General features: G+C 73.2%; 13 protein-coding genes. 10 read left to right on the top strand and 3 right to left on the bottom strand.

The features are described from left to right. The first annotated feature begins 100 nt into the window (after window positions 1-100). Window positions 101-895, top strand: a complete 795-nt coding sequence (locus ACZ7KF_RS27315) for an adenosylcobinamide-GDP ribazoletransferase (RefSeq protein ID WP_471080267.1) — start codon at window positions 101-103, stop codon at window positions 893-895. Here the strand turns inward: ACZ7KF_RS27315 and ACZ7KF_RS27310 are convergent. After that, a complete protein-coding gene (locus tag ACZ7KF_RS27310) occupies window positions 876-2,912 on the bottom strand; it encodes a hypothetical protein (protein WP_471080264.1) in 2,037 nt (678 codons plus the stop codon). The genes ACZ7KF_RS27315 and ACZ7KF_RS27310 overlap by 20 nt on opposite strands. 345 nt (window positions 2,913-3,257) lie before the next feature. Here ACZ7KF_RS27310 and ACZ7KF_RS27305 point away from each other — a divergent pair, with 345 nt between their 5' ends. From ACZ7KF_RS27305 to ACZ7KF_RS27275, 7 genes are all read left to right on the top strand, one after another. Beyond that, the gene (locus tag ACZ7KF_RS27305; protein ID WP_471080261.1) at window positions 3,258-4,820 is read left to right on the top strand and encodes a leucyl aminopeptidase; all 1,563 of its coding nucleotides are present in this window, start codon (window positions 3,258-3,260) and stop codon (window positions 4,818-4,820) included. 283 nt (window positions 4,821-5,103) lie between these two features. Beyond that, window positions 5,104-6,492 (top strand): dihydrolipoyl dehydrogenase, encoded by a 1,389-nt coding sequence (lpdA, locus tag ACZ7KF_RS27300; RefSeq protein ID WP_471080259.1) that lies wholly within the window; start codon window positions 5,104-5,106, stop codon window positions 6,490-6,492. Window positions 6,493-6,553: 61 nt separating this feature from the next. Then, complete coding sequence (sucB, locus tag ACZ7KF_RS27295) at window positions 6,554-8,392, top strand: 2-oxoglutarate dehydrogenase, E2 component, dihydrolipoamide succinyltransferase (protein WP_471080256.1); 1,839 nt, start codon at window positions 6,554-6,556, stop codon at window positions 8,390-8,392. 230 nt (window positions 8,393-8,622) lie between these two features. After that, window positions 8,623-9,246: a GntR family transcriptional regulator gene (locus ACZ7KF_RS27290; protein WP_225822663.1), complete on the top strand. Its 624-nt coding sequence runs from the start codon at window positions 8,623-8,625 to the stop codon at window positions 9,244-9,246. A 259-nt stretch (window positions 9,247-9,505) separates the two neighbouring features. Then, window positions 9,506-12,208: a pyruvate dehydrogenase (acetyl-transferring), homodimeric type gene (gene aceE / locus ACZ7KF_RS27285; protein WP_471080253.1), complete on the top strand. Its 2,703-nt coding sequence runs from the start codon at window positions 9,506-9,508 to the stop codon at window positions 12,206-12,208. A 77-nt stretch (window positions 12,209-12,285) separates the two neighbouring features. After that, window positions 12,286-13,269 carry a helix-turn-helix transcriptional regulator gene (locus ACZ7KF_RS27280; RefSeq protein WP_471080250.1) on the top strand — a complete coding sequence of 328 codons (984 nt, stop codon included), beginning with the start codon at window positions 12,286-12,288 and terminating at the stop codon, window positions 13,267-13,269. 55 nt (window positions 13,270-13,324) lie between these two features. Continuing rightward, complete coding sequence (locus tag ACZ7KF_RS27275; RefSeq protein ID WP_471080746.1) at window positions 13,325-13,843, top strand: DUF4240 domain-containing protein; 519 nt, start codon at window positions 13,325-13,327, stop codon at window positions 13,841-13,843. Between the two features lie 112 nt (window positions 13,844-13,955). On the opposite strand, the gene ACZ7KF_RS27270 is transcribed toward ACZ7KF_RS27275, so the two are convergent. Then, window positions 13,956-14,876: a peptidoglycan recognition protein family protein gene (locus tag ACZ7KF_RS27270; RefSeq protein WP_471080247.1), complete on the bottom strand. Its 921-nt coding sequence runs from the start codon at window positions 14,874-14,876 to the stop codon at window positions 13,956-13,958. Between the two features lie 198 nt (window positions 14,877-15,074). Here ACZ7KF_RS27270 and ACZ7KF_RS27265 point away from each other — a divergent pair, with 198 nt between their 5' ends. Further along, window positions 15,075-16,259 carry a MarP family serine protease gene (locus ACZ7KF_RS27265; protein WP_471080244.1) on the top strand — a complete coding sequence of 395 codons (1,185 nt, stop codon included), beginning with the start codon at window positions 15,075-15,077 and terminating at the stop codon, window positions 16,257-16,259. Between the two features lie 3 nt (window positions 16,260-16,262). Here the strand turns inward: ACZ7KF_RS27265 and ACZ7KF_RS27260 are convergent, their stop codons facing one another. Beyond that, window positions 16,263-16,751: a GNAT family N-acetyltransferase gene (locus tag ACZ7KF_RS27260; RefSeq protein WP_471080241.1), complete on the bottom strand. Its 489-nt coding sequence runs from the start codon at window positions 16,749-16,751 to the stop codon at window positions 16,263-16,265. Window positions 16,752-16,823: 72 nt separating this feature from the next. On the opposite strand from ACZ7KF_RS27260, the gene ACZ7KF_RS27255 reads away from it, so the two are divergent. Then, entirely contained in the window at window positions 16,824-17,720 is an 897-nt protein-coding gene (locus tag ACZ7KF_RS27255; RefSeq protein ID WP_471080238.1) for a TIGR01777 family oxidoreductase, read from the top strand. Window positions 17,721-17,748: the final 28 nt, after the last annotated feature.

Genomic DNA, 17,748 nt, shown 5'->3' with positions numbered 1-17,748 from the left:
CCGCGTTTCCGGGCCGGCGCCCCACGGGGCGTCGCACGGCGGGACGGTCCTTCGCCCGGGTGCGGGAAGGGCCTCCGGGGCCGCCGGGTAACCTTCGCCGGTGCTCACGTCCTCCCCTCTCGACGGCCTCCGCTTCGCCTTCGGCACGCTCACCGTGCTGCCCGTCCGGGTGCACCGCTGGGACCGCGGGGCCGCGCGCGGCGGCATGCTGTGCGCCCCGGTGGCCGGACTGGTCGTCGGGGGCTGCGCGGCCGGGCTGGGGCTGGGGCTGCTCCTCCTCGGCGCCGGTCCGCTGCTCGCCGCCGTCGCCTCGGTCGCCGTACCGGCCGCGCTGACCCGCGGGCTGCATCTCGACGGGCTCGCCGACACCGCCGACGGGCTGGGCAGCGGCAAGCCCGCCGAGGACGCGCTCAGGATCATGAAGCAGTCGGACATCGGGCCGTTCGGGGTGCTCACCCTCGTCCTGGTGCTGCTGGCCCAGGTGGCCGTACTGGCCCAGCTCTACGACGCCTCCTGGGCGCGGGGGGCCCTGGCGGCCGTGGTCTCGGCGGTCGCGGCCCGGCTGGCGCTCACCCTGGCCGCTCGCGCCGGGGTGCCGGCCGCCCGCCCGGAGGGGCTCGGGGCGGCGGTGGCCGGGGTGGTGCCGAGGGGGGCCGCGCTGGGGGTGGCGGCGGCGGTGGCGACGGCCGCCGGGGCGGCGGGTGCCTCCTTCGGCGGGTACGGCGGCGCGCGCACCGCCCTGGCGGTGGCCGTCGCCGCAGGCGTCGCCGAGCTGCTGCTGCGCCGCTGCACCCGCCGGTTCGGCGGGGTCACCGGCGATGTGTTCGGCGCGCTCGCGGAGACGGCCGCGACGACCGCGCTGGTGGTGCTGTCGCTTACGGCAGCTTCAGCGTGAGTGCCGTCTGCAGGAGTGCCGGTGACGACCACGCCGAGCGCTCGCCCGCGTACGCCGAGCCGAACGGGGTCGTGCCCAGGGCCAGTTGTTGCCTCGTCCCCTCCGGCGCGGTCACCGGGATCCGGGTCCCGGACGGCGCGGTGACCGTCACCGTCTTCCCGATGCGGTAGGCGGTGACCCTGCCGTCGTCGAGCGCGGTCCGCCACTTGGCCCGGTTCTGCAGCTCGGCTCCGATCGCGCTCTGGCGGAGGTTGACGATCGGGGCGCTGTCCGCGAACAGGGCCCGGTAGTCGGCCAGGACCCGGTCCAGCACCGGGTAGAGGATGCGGTCCTCGGCCAGGTTGGACTGGTGGACGTAGTGCGGACGGGGGTCGTTGCCCAGCACGTGCCCGAGGTCGGTGTGCGCCTCGGCGGGCACGATGTGGTCGGTGTAGCCGGTGGCGGTGTCGAGCGGTTCGGTCAGGCAGGTGGAGGCCGGGTTGTCCTCGCAGACGCCGCTGCCGCCGTCGGCTCTGGACGTGTAGATCCAGTTGTACTCGTCGGCCATCTCGGCCTTGGTGCCGACGTTGTAGTAGACGTTCATCGGGTAGCGCGGCACGGTCAGCGTGCCGCTGCCGACGGCCCGCTGCTCGGACTCGCGGGAGTTGTCCGAGGCGGTCCACCTCACCCCGTCGGCGGCGAGCGTGGGCCCGAGGCCGGGGTTGTCCTGCGGCTGCTGCGGGAGGGTCTTCAGACCCGAGTGCTCGCCGGTGACCAGCTCGCCGGGGTCGACGGAAAGCCCGTGCAGCAGAGCCCAGTTGTAGTTGTCGGAGATCTGTCCGGAGATGTCGGAGCGGCTCACCCACTTCGTCGAGCCGTCGGTGTTCTTCGCGCAGGACCACGGCACGGTCGAGGTGTCCTGGACGCAGCCGAGGAACAGATGCGTGTAGGTGTGGTTCACCCAGCGGTACTGGGCCTTGTCCGCGAGCAGCCGGTCGGTGAGCGCGTCCGTGCCGCCGTTCTCCTCCTTCCACTCCTCGCCGGCGCCCGCGTTGAACACCAGGTCGAGGGTGAAGCCGTGGCTCCGCTGCCAGGAGGCCGCGTACTGGGCGTCGGCCGCGGTCATCCGGATCGGCGCCGTGGTGTCGGTGCCCCCGTCCCCGCAGTCGATGTCGCCGGGCGTGCAGTTGCGCTCGCCGTCCCAGCGGGCGTCCGGCGCGAAGACGTCGTCGACGTGCACGGCGAAGTAGTTGCGGGCCTGCCCGAGGTGCACGCCCTGGGTCAGCCACTCGACCATGCCGCGGGCCAGCACCCGGAACTGCTGCTGGTACCGGTTGTAGGCGAAGGTCACCACCAGCTCGCGGCGGCCGTCGTGGGCGTACTCGCCGAGCAGGCTGCCGGTGCCGGTGCCGCCGGGCACGGGTGTGTCGACGTAGCTGGTGAAGCCCGTGCGGGGCTGGGCGACGAAGCCGTAACTCTCGTCCAGCGAAGGCGCGTTGTCCTCGAAGGAGAAGGCGCCCTTCAGATAGCCGAAGGGGCCCGCCAGGCCGGCGGCGGACACGGTGGCCGTGCGCCCGTCGAGCGGTCCGGCGTAGCCGTCGGCGTCGGTGTAGTCGAGCCCGACCTCGGGGTGGGCCCAGGTGGAGGCGTCGAGCTGCGGTATGCCGTACGTCCTCTCGTACGTCTCCAGGGCCGTCTGCTCGGCCGAGCCCGCGCCGAACGGGGCCTCGTTCGGCAGGACCACGCCCTGGAACCTCGCCCGGGGCCGGCCGCCCACGGTGTCGCTCAGGAAGGCGCCGGTGATCGTGGGCCGCCCGGAGTCGTCCAGGTCGACCTCGGTGTACGGGATGCCCTCGTTCGTCAGCTGGGCGGTGATCGCGCCGACGGGTCCCGCGCCGTCGTCGACGACCAGCACCCTGAGGTCGATGCGCGGATCGGTCGCCGCCGAGGCGCCCGGCGCGGCGAGCCCCAGTGTGATCATGCCGACGGCGGTGCCGGTGACGCCGGCCGCTCTCCAGCGGCGTGCGCGGTGGGCCATGACGGGTTCCTCCCCCCAGAGGGATCCCCCTGCGGTGCATCCGCGGAGAATCTGTGGAAATCATGCGAACCGGGGGGTCGGCACCCCGCCGGAACCCGATGAGTGTGGCTCAGGTCACGGGAGCGCAGGGGGGAGAAAGAGCGACGACGCCACGCGCGGGTGAACACCCGAAGGAATGAGCGAACGCCTGCACGCGCGTAGTCTCGTCCCGGGTGTTCGCCGACGGGGTGAAGGCCCCGGTTGCCACCTTCCCCCAGGCCTGGACCTAGGGTCGGCTCTCGGGCCCGGTCGACCCACCCCTCATCGGCCACAGAAACTTCACATCGGAAGCGAGATCTCACCACCGTGACTGCTCTGACTCTCAGCACCGCCGCGGCGCCCGGCCTGCGGGCCGACGCGATCGTGATCGGTGTCGCCAAGGGTGCCAAGGGGCCCGTCGTCGCGCCTGGCGCCGAGGCCGTGGACAAGGCGTACGACGGCAAGCTGGCCGGCGTCCTGGAGACCCTCGGTGCCTCGGGTGCCGAGGGCGAGCTGACGAAGCTGCCCGCGCCCACCGGCTTCAAGGCCCCGCTCGTGGTGGCGGTGGGCCTCGGCGCGCAGCCCGACGACAAGGACGCCGAGGACGCCGAGGACGGCGACACCGGCTTCGACGCCGAGGTGCTGCGCAAGGCCGCCGGCGTGGCCGCCCGCGCGCTCACCGGTTCCCGCAAGGCCGCGTTCGCGCTGCCCGTCGACAGCCCCGGCGCGATCGAGGCGATCGCCGAGGGCGTGCTCCTCGGCGCGTACTCCTTCGACACCTACAAGGAGAACGGCGGGCAGGCGAGGGGCGCCAGGGCCAAGAACGGCAAGGCGCCGCTGGCCGAGGCCACGCTGCTCGGCGGCAAGCCGCGCGACGCCGCCCACAAGGGTGCCGTCGCGCGCGCGGTCGCGGTCTCCGAGGAGCTGAACCGCGCCCGCGACCTGATCAACATGCCGCCGAACGACCTCACCCCCGCGATCTTCGCCGGCATCGCGCAGGCCGCGGCCAAGGAGCACGGCATCAAGGTGCAGGTGCTCGACGACAAGGCCCTGACCAAGGGCGGCTACGGCGGCATCCTCGGCGTCGGCGGCGGCTCGGCGGCCACCCCGCGCCTGGTGAAGCTGTCGTACACGCACCCCGCGGCGGAGAAGCACCTGGCCTTCGTCGGCAAGGGCATCACCTACGACTCGGGCGGCATCTCGCTGAAGCCGGCCGGGCACAACGAGACGATGAAGTGCGACATGAGCGGTGCCGCCGCCGTGTTCGCCGCGGTCGTCTCCGCCGCCCGTCTCGGCCTGGAGGTCAACGTCACCGGCTGGCTGGCGCTGGCCGAGAACATGCCGTCCGGCTCCGCCGTGCGCCCGGGCGACGTGCTGCGGATGTACAGCGGCAAGACGGTCGAGGTGCTCAACACCGACGCCGAGGGCCGGCTGGTCCTCGCCGACGCGCTGTGGGCGGCCTCGCTGGAGAAGCCGGACGCGATCGTGGACGTGGCCACGCTGACCGGCGCGATGATGCTGGCGCTGGGCAGCCGGACGTTCGGTGTCATGGCCAACGACGACGCGTTCCGCTCCGCGGTGTACGAGGCGGCGGAGGAGGTCGGCGAGCCGGCCTGGCCGATGCCGCTGCCGGAGCACCTGCGCAAGGGCATGGAGTCCTCGGTGGCCGACATCGCGAACATGGGCGAGCGGTGGGGCGGCGGCCTGGTCGCCGGCCTGTTCCTGCGCGAGTTCGTGGGCGAGGGCATCACCTGGGCGCACCTGGACATCGCGGGCCCCGCGTTCAACGAGGGGGGTCCGTTCGGGTACACGCCGAAGGGCGGCACGGGGTCCGCGGTGCGGACGCTGGTGCGTCTCGCCGAACTGACCGCCGCGGGCGATCTGGGCTGAGTCGCCCGACGGCCCGGCCGCTCCCGCGGTACGGCGGCCACAGGGGCGTGGGGGTTGTTCGCGCAGTTCCCCGCGCCCCTGCCGCGCGCGCGCCTTCCTTTTCGGCCGTACGTGGGGTGTCTCACACTCAGGCCCGGCGTCTCGTCCGCCTCGAACAAGTGCAAAGATGGAGCCCGGCAGGACAGGGCCCCCACCGAAGGGCCGAAGCATCAAGCGGCCGGACACCAGCCGCCTGCCGGTCATCGGAGACCGGCGTACGGCGCACATGCATGGAGGACGTGACGTGGCGAACGACGCCAGCACCGTTTTCGACCTAGTGATCCTCGGCGGTGGTAGCGGTGGTTACGCCGCGGCCCTGCGCGGAGCGCAGCTGGGCCTGGACGTCGCCCTGATCGAGAAGGACAAGGTCGGCGGCACCTGCCTGCACAAGGGGTGCATCCCCACCAAGGCCCTGCTGCACGCGGGCGAGATCGCCGACCAGGCCCGCGAGAGCGAGCAGTTCGGCGTCAAGGCCACGTTCGAGGGCATCGACGTCCCGGCCGTCCAGAAGTACAAGGACGACGTGATCTCGGGCCTGTACAAGGGACTGCAGGGGCTCATCGCCTCCCGCAAGGTCACCTACATCGAGGGTGAGGGGCGTCTGTCCTCCCCCACCTCCGTCGACGTCAACGGCCAGCGCATCCAGGGCCGCCACGTGCTGCTCGCGACCGGCTCCGTGCCGAAGTCGCTGCCGGGCCTGGAGATCGACGGCAACCGCATCATCTCGTCCGACCACGCCCTCGTCCTGGACCGCGTGCCGAAGTCCGCGATCATCCTGGGCGGCGGTGTCATCGGCGTCGAGTTCGCCTCGGCGTGGAAGTCCTTCGGCTCGGACGTCACGGTCATCGAGGGCCTCAAGCACCTCGTCCCGGTCGAGGACGAGAACTCCTCGAAGCTTCTCGAGCGCGCGTTCCGCAAGCGCGGCATCAAGTTCAACCTGGGCACCTTCTTCCAGAAGGCCGAGTACACCCAGGACGGTGTGAAGGTCACCCTGGCGGACGGCAAGGAGTTCGAGGCCGAGGTCCTCCTCGTCGCCGTCGGCCGCGGCCCGGTCTCCCAGGGCCTGGGCTACGAGGAGGCCGGGGTCGCCATGGACCGCGGCTACGTCCTCGTCGACGAGTACATGCGCACCAACGTCCCGACCATCTCCGCCGTCGGTGACCTGGTCCCGACCCTCCAGCTCGCGCACGTCGGCTTCGCCGAGGGCATCCTGGTGGCGGAGCGTCTGGCCGGTCTGAAGGTCGTTCCGATCGACTACGACGGTGTCCCGCGGGTGACGTACTGCCACCCGGAGGTCGCCTCCGTCGGCATCACCGAGGCCAAGGCCAAGGAGATCTACGGCGCGGACAAGGTCGTCGCTCTGAAGTACAACCTGGCGGGCAACGGAAAGAGCAAGATCCTCAAGACCGCGGGCGAGATCAAGCTCGTCCAGGTCAAGGACGGTGCCGTGGTCGGCGTCCACATGGTCGGCGACCGCATGGGCGAGCAGGTCGGCGAGGCCCAGCTGATCTACAACTGGGAGGCGCTGCCGGCCGAGGTCGCCCAGCTCATCCACGCCCACCCGACGCAGAACGAGGCGCTCGGCGAGGCCCACCTTGCCCTGGCCGGCAAGCCGCTGCACTCCCACGACTGAGCCTTCGGTCAACGGGCGCGACGACACAGACTTCCGCAATTCGTTAGGAGCAACCGAAACCATGGCGGTTTCCGTAACCCTTCCGGCGCTCGGCGAGAGCGTCACCGAGGGCACTGTCACCCGCTGGCTGAAGGCCGAGGGCGAGCGCGTCGAGGCCGACGAGCCGCTGCTCGAGGTCTCGACCGACAAGGTCGACACCGAGATCCCCTCGCCCGCCGCCGGCGTGCTGGCCTCCATCAAGGTCGCCGAGGACGAGACGGTCGAGGTCGGCGCCGAGCTGGCCGTCATCGACGACGGCACGGGTGCGCCCGCTGCCGCCCCGGCCCCCGCCGCCGCCGAGGCCCCCGCCGCCGAGGCCCCCGCCCCGGCCGCTCCGGTGGCCGAGGCCCCGGCCCCCGCCCCGGCCCCCGAGGCCCCGGCCGCCCCCGCCGCTCCGGCCGGTGGCGCCGAGGGCACGGACGTGGTCCTGCCCGCGCTGGGCGAGTCCGTCACCGAGGGCACCGTCACCCGCTGGCTGAAGTCGGTCGGCGACTCCGTCGAGGCCGACGAGCCGCTGCTCGAGGTCTCCACGGACAAGGTCGACACCGAGATCCCGGCGCCCACCTCCGGCGTGCTCCTGGAGATCGTGGTCGGCGAGGACGAGACCGCCGAGGTCGGCGCCAAGCTCGCCGTCATCGGTGCCCCGGGTGCCGCCCCGGCCGCCGCTCCGGCTCCGGCCGCCCCGGCCCCCGCCGCCGCCCCGGCCCCGGCTCCTGCCCCGGCCCCGGCCCCGGCTCCTGCCCCGGCCCCGGCCCCGGCTCCGGCTCCTGCCCCGGCTCCGGCCGCCGCCCCGGCCCCGGCGCCCGCCGCCGCGGCTCCGGCCCCGGCCCAGCCCGCGGCTCCGGCTCCGGCCCCGGCTCCGGCGCCCGCCCCGGCCCCGGTCGCCCCGGCCACCGCGCCCACCTCCCCGACCGCCACCCAGGCGACCGACGAGGGCGCGTACGTCACCCCGCTGGTGCGCAAGCTCGCCGCCGAGAACGGCGTCGACCTGGCCACCGTCAAGGGCACCGGCGTCGGCGGCCGTATCCGCAAGCAGGACGTCATCGCCGCCGCCGAGGCCGCGAAGGCCGCCGCCGCTCCGGCTCCGGCCGCCGCCGCTCCGGCCGCCGCCAAGAAGGCCCCGGCGCTGGAGGTCTCCCCGCTGCGCGGCCAGACCGTCAAGATGACCCGCATCCGCAAGGTCATCGGCGACAACATGGTCAAGGCGCTGCACGAGCAGGCCCAGCTGTCGTCGGTCGTCGAGGTCGACGTCACCCGTCTGATGAAGCTGCGCGCCCAGGCGAAGGACTCGTTCGCGGCCCGCGAGGGCGTCAAGCTCTCCCCGATGCCGTTCTTCGTCAAGGCCGCCGCGCAGGCGCTGAAGGCCCACCCGGTCATCAACGCCAAGATCAACGAGGCCGAGGGGACCATCACCTACTTCGACTCCGAGAACATCGGGATCGCGGTGGACTCCGAGAAGGGCCTGATGACCCCGGTCATCAAGCACGCCGGCGACCTCAACATCGCGGGCATCGCCAAGGCCACGGCGGAGCTGGCGGGCAAGGTCCGCGCCAACAAGATCACTCCGGACGAGCTGTCCGGCGCGACCTTCACCATCTCCAACACCGGTTCGCGCGGCGCGCTCTTCGACACGATCATCGTGCCGCCGGGCCAGGTCGCGATCCTCGGCATCGGTGCCACGGTCAAGCGTCCGGCCGTCATCGAGACCGAGGAGGGCACGGTCATCGGCGTCCGCGACATGACCTACCTGACCCTCTCCTACGACCACCGTCTGGTCGACGGCGCCGACGCGGCCCGTTACCTGTCGGCGGTCAAGGCGATCCTGGAGGCGGGCGCGTTCGAGGTCGAACTGGGCCTCTGACCCCGGCCGAGGCTCTCCGCGGCCTCCGCCTTCGCCGTCAGGCGGTACGGCACCCCGTCCGGAACTTTCCGGACGGGGTGTTCGTGTTTGTCTGGGTGCTCAGCGTGTAAGGCTCGTCTCACCTGCGCAAAAGCACCCCCATGCGCCCTGCCCGCGAAGCGAACCGGCCGTATTGTCTAAACGTCAAAGCCCCCGGGGGCCGCAGGACGGCCCCTCCCTAAGGAGCCCCCATGACCGCGCCCGTCGTCCACTCGCTGCGCGAGCAGATCCGCGAGCACATCGTGGAGGGAATCGTCAGCGGGCGCTGGCAGCCGGGCGAGCGCATCGTGGAGCGCCGCATCGCCACCGAGCTGGAGGTCAGCCAGACCCCGGTCCGGGAGGCCCTGCGCGAGCTGGAGTCCCTCCGCCTGATCGAGTCGGCCCCGAACAAGGGCGTCCGCGTCCGGAACCTGACGGCCGCCGACCTGGAGGAGAGCTATCCGGTGCGGGCCGGCCTGGAGGCCATCGCCGCCGAGCTGGCGGCGGAGCGGCTGGCCGAGGACTGCTCGGCCCTGGAGCCGCACGTCCTCGCCCTGTACGAGGCCGACCGCAACGCCGACGGCACCGCCCAGGTCCGGCACACGGTCGGCTTCCATCGCGAGCTGGTGCGCGCCGCGCACAACTCGGTCCTGCTGCACACGTGGGAGGGGCTCGGCATCGAGGTCTTCACGGCGCTGTCCATCCGCTGGCTGGGCACGGTGCAGCAGTCCTACGCGGAGGAGCACGAGGAGTTGGTGCAGGCCTTCAAGCGCCGGGACCCCCGCATCCCCGAGCTGGTGAAGGCGCACGTGCTGGGCTGCGCGCCGCGCGCCTGACCCAGCCGAGCACACCCACGCTCACCTGCGAAAACCCAGGTCGAACACGGCACCCGGTGCCCACTTCGAAGGCACCGGGTGCCGACTTTCTCGAAATCGAGAAGTTTTGGCCCTCAACCCTTTGATCGATCATCGATCAGGGAGTTACAGTCGCCGACGGACTTCCACCGAAGTCCGCTGCCCTGTCCTGCCAAAGACCAAGGGCACCCCCGAACCCTTACCGATGAGGGAACCCCCTTCGACTGAGGAAGGCGGCGACATGACCGACCCCCACGCCATCCAGCCGAGCGCGCTCGACCAGCTCCCGGACCGTGACCCGGAGGAGACCGCCGAATGGCAGGCCTCCCTGGACGCCGTCGCGAGGGAGGCCGGGCCGCACCGCGCCGCGTACCTGATGCGCCGCACGCTGGAGCGCGCCGAGGCGGGCGGCGTCGCGCTGCCGAAGCTCCTCGAGACGGACTACGTCAACACCATCCCCACCTCCGCCGAGCCGGGCCTGCCCGGTGACCCGGAGATGGAGGCCCGGATCACCGCGTGGAACCGCTGGAACGCGGCCGCCATGGTGACCCGCGGCGCGAAGCACGGCGTCGGCGGCCACATCGCCACCTTCGCCTCGGCGGCCTGGCTGTACGAGACCGGCTTCAACCACTTCTTCAAGGGCAAGGAGGGCGACGGCTCGGGCGACCAGCTCTACATCCAGGGCCACGCCTCCCCCGGCATCTACGCCCGTGCCTTCCTCGACGGCCGGCTCGACGAGCACCACCTGGACAACTTCCGCCAGGAGGCCGGCGGCAACGGCCTGCCGTCGTACCCGCACCCGCGGCGCCTGCCCTGGCTGTGGGAGTTCCCGACGGTCTCCATGGGCCTCGGCCCGCTCTCCGCGATCTACCAGGCGCGCTTCAACCGCTACCTGACCAACCGCGCCATCAAGGACGTCTCGGCGTCCCACGTCTGGGCCTTCCTGGGCGACGGCGAGATGGACGAGCCGGAGTCGACGGCGGCCCTCGCGCTCGCCGCCCGTGAGGAGCTGGACAACCTCACCTTCGTCATCAACTGCAACCTCCAGCGCCTGGACGGCCCGGTCCGCGCCAACTTCAAGATCGTGCAGGAGCTGGAGGCCCAGTTCCGTGGCGCCGGCTGGAACGTCGTCAAGACGCTGTGGGGCACGGCCTGGGACGAGCTGTTCGCGCTCGACACCACCGGCGCGCTCGTACGCCGCCTGCGCGAGGTACCGGACGCGCAGATCCAGACGTACCAGACCCGGGACGCCGCCTACATCCGCCAGGACTTCTTCGGCAAGGAGCCGGCGCTCGCCGAGATGGCGAAGCTGCTGAGCGACGACAAGATCCTGGAGTGCTTCCACCTCTCCCGCGGTGGTCACGAGGCCCGCAAGGTCTACGCCGCGTACAAGGCCGCCGTCGAGCACAAGGGCGCGCCGACCGTGATCCTGGCCCAGACGGTCAAGGGCCACACCCTCGGCGAGGGCTTCGCGTCGAAGAACGCCAACCACCAGATGAAGAAGCTGACGGTGGACGAGTTCAAGACGATGCGCGACCTGCTGGAGCTGCCCATCAAGGACAGCGACTTCACCGACGGCGTGGTGCCCTACGGCCACCCCGGCGCCGACTCCCCCGAGGTCCGCTACCTCCAGGAGCGCCGCGCCGCCCTCGGCGGTCCGGCCCCGGCCCGCCGCACGCACGCGCTGCCCGCGCTGCCCGCCCCCGCCGAGAAGGCCTTCGCCTCCTTCGACAAAGGCTCCGGCTCGCAGAACGTCGCCACCACCATGGCCTTCGTCCGCCTGGTCAAGGACCTGGTCCGCGACAAGGAGACCGGCAAGCGCTGGGTGCCGATCGTCCCCGACGAGGCGCGCACCTTCGGCATGGAGAGCCTCTTCCCGTCCCTGGGCATCTACTCCCCCAAGGGCCAGACGTACGAGCCGGTCGACCGCGACCAGCTGATGTACTACAAGGAGGCCAAGAACGGCCAGATCCTCAACGAGGGGATCACCGAGGCCGGTTCGATGGCCGACTTCATCGCCGCGTCCACCGCGTACGCGACGCACGGCGAGGCGATGATCCCGTTCTACATCTTCTACTCGATGTTCGGCTGGCAGCGCACCGCCGACCAGATGTGGCAGCTCGGCGACCAGCTCGGCCGCGGCTTCCTCGTCGGCGCGACGGCGGGTCGTACGACCCTCACCGGTGAGGGCCTGCAGCACGCCGACGGTCACTCCCCGGTGATCGCCGCGACCAACCCGGCGGCGCTGACGTACGACCCCGCGTTCGCCTACGAGATCGCGGTGATCGTCCGTGAGGGTCTGCGCCGGATGTACGGCGAGGCCAAGCCGGGCGAGGACCAGAACGTCTTCTACTACCTGACGGTCTACAACGAGCCGCTGCCGCAGCCGGCCAAGCCGCAGGGCCTCGGCATCGACGAGGGCATCGTCAAGGGCCTGTACCGCTTCAACACGGCGGAGTCCGCGGGCGTGACCGTGGCCGCCAACGCCCGGCGCATCCAGCTGCTGGGCTCGGGTACGGCGATCCACTGGGCGGTCGAGGCCCAGAAGCTGCTCGCCGAGGAGTGGGGCGTGGCCGCCGACGTGTGGTCCGCGACCTCCTGGTCCGAGCTGCGCCGGGACGCGATGGAGGCCGACGCGGCCCTGCTGCGCGGCGAGGAGCGCGTGCCGTACGTCCGCCAGGCGCTGCAGGGCGCCGAGGGCCCGGTCCTCGCGGTCTCCGACTACATGCGCCAGGTCCCGGACCAGATCGCGCAGTGGGTCGAGCAGGACTGGTCCTCGCTGGGCGCCGACGGCTTCGGTCTGTCGGACACCCGTGAGGCGGCCCGCCGGCACTTCGGCGTCGACGCCCCGTCGATCGTCGTCGCGGCCCTGGCGCAGCTCGCCCGGCGCGGCGAGGTCAAGGCGACGGCGGTGAAGGAGGCCCGGGAGAAGTACGGGCTGTAGTCACCTGAGGTCCTGGGAAGGGGTACGGCGGCCGCCGTGCCCCTTCTTTGTCGGTGGCCCCCGGCATCATGAGACACATGCGTGCGGCCCGGCTCATCAAGATGGTGCTCCTTCTGCAGTCCCGGCCCTCCATGACCGCCGCCGAGCTGGCCCGGGAGCTGGAGGTGTCCGAGCGGACCGTCACCCGGGACGCGCAGGCGCTGTCGGAGGCCGGGGTGCCCGTGTACGCCGACCGGGGGCGGGCCGGCGGGTACCGGCTGATCGGCGGGTACCGCACGCGGCTGACGGGGCTGGCGCGCGGCGAGGCCGAGGCCCTGTTCCTGAGCGGGGTGCCGGGGGCGCTGCGGGAGATGGGGCTGCAGGACGCGGCGTCGGCGGCCCGGCTGAAGGTGTCGGCCGCGCTGCTGCCCTCCCTGCGGGACGCCCCGGACAGTGCCGCCCAGCGGTTCCACCTGGACGCGCCCGCGTGGTTCCGGGAGCCGGAGGCACCGGCGCTGCTGCCCGCCGTCGCCGGGGCCGTGTGGGACGACCGGCGGCTCGGTGCCGTCTACCGGCGCGGGGAGGGCGTGGTCGAGCGGGAGCTGGAGCCGTACGGGCTGGTGCTGAAGGCGGGCGTCTGGTACCTGTGCGCGCGGGTGGACGGCGGTGCCTTCCGGACGTACCGGATCGACCGGTTCGACGCCGTCGAGGCCCGTGCCGAGCGCTTCGCACGGGACCCGGACTTCGATCTGCCGGGCCACTGGGCGGAGCAGGCCGAGCGGTTCGCCCGCTCGATCCTCCGTGCCGAGGTGGTCGTACGGCTCTCTCCGGAGGGCGTGCGCCGGCTGCCGCACGCCGGTGATCCGCTCGGCGCGCGGGAGGCGCTGGCCGGTGCGGGGGCGCCGGACGCCGGGGGCTGGGTGACGGTGACGCTGCCCGTGGAGTCGGAGGAGGTGGCGCACGCCCAGCTGACGGCGCTCGGGCCGGAGGCGGAGGTGCTGGCGCCGGCGAGTCTGCGGAAGCGGCTCGCGGCGGACGCGGCCCGCCTCGCGGCGCTGTATCGCGGTACGGCCGGCTCGTGACGATCGCCGTACTCCGCGTGCGGCCCACCGGCCGAGGCACGATGCTGGTGCCGTGATGGACGAGACGGAGTTCTGGGAGCTGATCGACGCCACCCGCGAGGCCGCCGAGGGCGACCCCGAGGAGCAGGCCGACGCGCTCGTGGACCGGCTGCTCCGGCTGGATCCCGAGCTGGTCCTGGACTTCGCCCGTCACTTCGAGGCCCGCTACAACCGCGCCTACCGCTGGGACCTGTGGGGGGCCGCCTGGCTGCTGCTGGACGGGTGCAGCGACGACGCGTTCGACTTCTTCCGGTGCTGGCTGATCGGCCAGGGCCGGGAGGTCTTCGAGGGCGCCCTGCACGAGCCGGACGCGCTGGCGGAGCTGCTGGGCGAGTTCGACGAGGAGATCGACGGCGACGGCGAGGAGCTGGGGTACGCGGCGGACGAGGCGTACGAGCAGCTGACCGGTGCCGTCGCGCCCGACCTGGGCATCGCCCCGGCGCCCGCCGAGCCGGAGGGCACGCCGCTGGACCTGGAGGACGACGGGGTGCTCGCGCAGCGGTACCCCCGCCTGTGGGAGCGGTTCAGGTCGTGATGCCGGGTCCAGGCGGCCGTGCGCCCGCGGATCCCGTCGGCCGGAGGGACGGCCCGGGTCCGGCCGGTCCGCCCCGGCGCGGACGCGCTGCGGTTGCTGCCGCGGCTGTCGTTCACGGTTCCCGCCTCCGGTCGGCCCGGGTCGGGCTCGACCGTGGGGCGGGGGCCTCGGAACGGGCTGCGGGCCGCCCATGAGTCCGCTGTGGACGCCGGCCCTGCAGCAGGGCGGCCTGTTCCCGGATCGCCGGGAGCCGGGCGGCGAGGGCCGCGCCGGGGCAGTCGGTCCGGAAGCCGTCCCGGTGCGCGCCGAAGGCGGGCAGAGTGGCGGTGACGCCCGCCTTGTAGCGGCTCTGGCCGCTGCTGGAGACCAGTCGGGCCCGGCCGCGCGGGTCGACGTCGGCCAGGCCGAGTTTCCAGGCGGCCAGGGCGGCGATCGCGTCGGTCATGGCCCGGGGCACGGGGACGCCGTCGGTGAAGGTGCCGAGGGCGGCGATGCCGGCGGTGCGGTGGTTGAAGCCCTGGGTGTGCGCGCCGGTGACGGCCCGTTCGACGCCGCCGGCGCGGCCCTCGTAGATGGTGCCGCAGCGGTCGACGAGGAAGTTGTAGCCGATGTCGTCCCAGCGGCGGGCCTCGGTCTGGCCGTCGTACAGATGACGGATGATGCGGGGCGCGTCGGCGCACCGGTAGTCGTTGGGCGAGTCGGTGTGGTGGAGGAAGACGGCGACCACTTTGTCGTCGTAGCGCGGCGGCGGCTGGGTGCGCCCGGTGCTGCGGTCCACCCAGGTGGAGCGCGGCACGATGCGCGGCCGGGCGGCGTGGTGGGGGACGGGCGGCCGGGCCGCCGCGGAGGGACGGTCGAGGCGGGGCAGCACGGCCTGCTCGACGCCGCGGGCGCACAGGGCCAGCGCGGCCACGGCCAGCGCCCCGGGCAGGCAGCCGAGCAGCATGAGTACCGCGCGGGGTGCCCGGACGGTGCTCAGGGCCGCTGCGGTACGCCGTTTCCCGGCCGTCAGGGCTCTTCGGACGACACGCATGATCCCACTCTCGGGTCGCTGTGCCGCGCCCGCGATGTGTGCTGTGCCACCTGGTGGAACCATCATCCCGGTCCGGGACGTTTCCGGGGGGTACACACGTACGTGACCGGTTCCGCCGCCCGGCGGTCGTCCCGCACGCGTTGCTGATCGGCGGACCGGCCCCGTCCGTACTGAGGGGTCCGAGAGAAAGGCGGCTCCGTGGACCTGCTCGACCTGGTGCTCGTACTGGTGGTCGTCGTCTACGCGGTGTCCGGATACCGGCGCGGGCTGGTGGCCGGATGCGTCTCGCTGGCCGGGTTCGTGGGTGGCGCGGTCGTCGGGGTGTGGGTGCTGCCGTGGGTGACGGGCCAGGCGGAGCGGGGCACGGCGGCGGCGACGGTGCTCGCGGTGCTGACGGTGCTGGTGCCGGCGGTGGTGGGGCACGAGCTGGCGGGCCGGCTGGCGCTGCGGCTGCGCGGGGAGCTGGACCGGGGGCCGCTGCGGGTGGCGGACGGGATAGGGGGCGCGGCGGCGAACGCGGTCGCGGTGCTGGTCGTGGCGTGGGTGGCGGCGAGCGTGCTGGCCGCGGCCCCCTCGCAGACGCTGACGACGGCGATACGGAACTCGACGCTGCTGGGCGCGGTGCAGGACGCGATGCCGCGGACCACGCCCGCGTGGTTCTCCCGGGCCACGTCGGCGCTGGCCGAGGCGGGTTTCCCGCAGGTGTTCAACCCGTTCGAGAACGAGTCGACGGCCCGGGTGCCCCGGCCGACCGGGGACAGTGTCACCCCGGCGGCGACGAGGGCGGCCAAGCTGAGCACGGTCAAGATCGAGGGCGCCGCGGGCGCCGAGGGCCGCGAGGGCAGCGGGTTCGTGTTCGCGCCGGGGCATGTGATGACCAACGCGCACGTGGTGGCCGGTATCGACCACCCGGGCGTGCGGGTCGGCGGGGTCGGGCCGTCGTACGAGGCCCGGGTGGTGCTCTTCGATCCGGACCGGGACGTGGCGGTGCTGTACGTGCCGGAGCTGCGCGCCCCGGTGCTGCGGTTCGACACCGGGGCGGCGCGCGGTGACTCGGCGGTGGTGGCGGGCTATCCGCAGGACGGGGCGCTGGACCTGCGGGCGGCGACGGTCGGGAACCGGGTGCGGGCGACCGGCCAGAACATCTACAACGACCGTACGGTCACCCGGGAGATCTACGCGATCCGCTCCACGGTCCTGCCGGGCAACTCCGGTGGACCGCTGCTGACCACCGACGGCCGGGTGTTCGGGGTGGTCTTCGCCCGCTCCACCTCGGACGCCGAGACGGGGTACGCGCTGACGGCGGACGAGGTGGCGGGCGACGCCCGGCGCGCGGCCACGGCGACGGCGCCGGTGGACACGGGCGAGCTGGTCAGTTCGTAGGGCTCACAGGGCGCGGCCCATGCACACGTCGTCGACGTAGGCGCCGTCGAGGAAGAACTCCCCCGGCAGGACGCCCTCGACGGTGAACCCCTCGGACTCGTACAGGCCCCGGGCCGGGGTGTTGTGCCCGAGCACGCGCAGGGTGAGGCGCCGTGCGCCGCGGCTGCGCGCTTCGACGGCGGCGGCCCGGATCAGCGCGCGGCCGACACCCCGCCCGCGCGCCTCCTGGGCGACGGCGATCCCCTGGATCGACAGGACGTGCGCGTTGGCGGCGAGCGGCGTCGGGGGAGCGAGCCGGACGTAGCCGAGGAGGCGCCCGTCGGCCTCGGCGACGAGGAACTGCTCCGCGGGGTGCCGTTCGTCGAAGAACGGCCCGTACGGCGGCTGCGGCCGGGGGGCCACGGCGTGCAGGGTGGACCAGGTGGCCCGGTCGAGGGCGGCCAGTTCCTCGTCGTCGTCGGCCTTGGCGATGCGTATGTACGGCTCCGGCATGGCGATCACCCTACGGCGGGTGTCCCGTGCGTCCCAAGGTGTTTTGGACGTCCGCGCGGTCATGCTGGGGGCATGGAACGTTCACGTATCGCGGTGGCCGGCGCGTCCGGTCTGATCGGCAGCGCTCTGGTGCGGTCCCTGACCGCGGACGGGCACGAGGTGGTCCGGCTGGTGCGCCGGACGCCCCGGGGCCCGGACGAGGTCCGCTGGGATCCCGCCCGGCAGTCCGTGGACGCGGCCGGGCTGATCGGCTGTGCCGCGGTGGTCAACCTGGCGGCGGCCGGGGTGGGCGACCGGCGCTGGACACCGGAGTACAAGCGGCAGCTGCGGGACAGCCGGGTCCTGGGCACGGCCGCGCTGGCCGAGGCGGTGACGGCGCTGCCCGAGCCGCCGCGGGTGTTCCTGAACGGCAGCGCGATCGGCTTCTACGGCGATACCGGCGACCGGGTGGTGGACGAGGACGCGCCGCCCGGCGACGGGTTCCTGTCGGCGCTCTGCGTGGAGTGGGAGGAGGCGGCGGCGCCCGTGGCGGCGGCGGGGGTGCGGACGGTGCTGCTGCGCACGGGGCTGGTGGTGGCGCGGGGCGGCGGGGCCTGGGGGCGGCTGTTCCCGCTGTTCCGGGCGGGACTCGGGGGGCGGCTGGGCGACGGGCGGCAGTACTGGTCGTACATCGCGCTGCACGACGAGGTCGCGGCGATCCGGCATCTTATGGACGACGAGAGTCTGTCCGGGCCGGTCAACCTGACGGCGCCGCAGCCCCTGACGAACGGTGAGATCACCGCGGCGATGGGACGGGTGCTGCGCCGGCCGACGGCGTTCGCGGTGCCCGCGCCGGTGCTGCGCGCGGTGCTCGGGGAGATGGCCGGGGACGTGCTGGGCAGTCAGCGGGTGGTGCCGAAGCGGTTGCTGGAGTCGGGGTTCCGGTTCGCGTTCCCGGGCATCGACGAGGCGATCCGAGCGGCGGAATGAGTCCCCAGACAACACGGGCGAACGAAAG

The sequence above is a fragment of the Streptomyces sp. NPDC038200 genome, from assembly GCF_055600785.1.
Note: the sequence above shows the minus strand (reverse complement) of the source record. Positions and strands in the feature narration are given on the sequence as shown.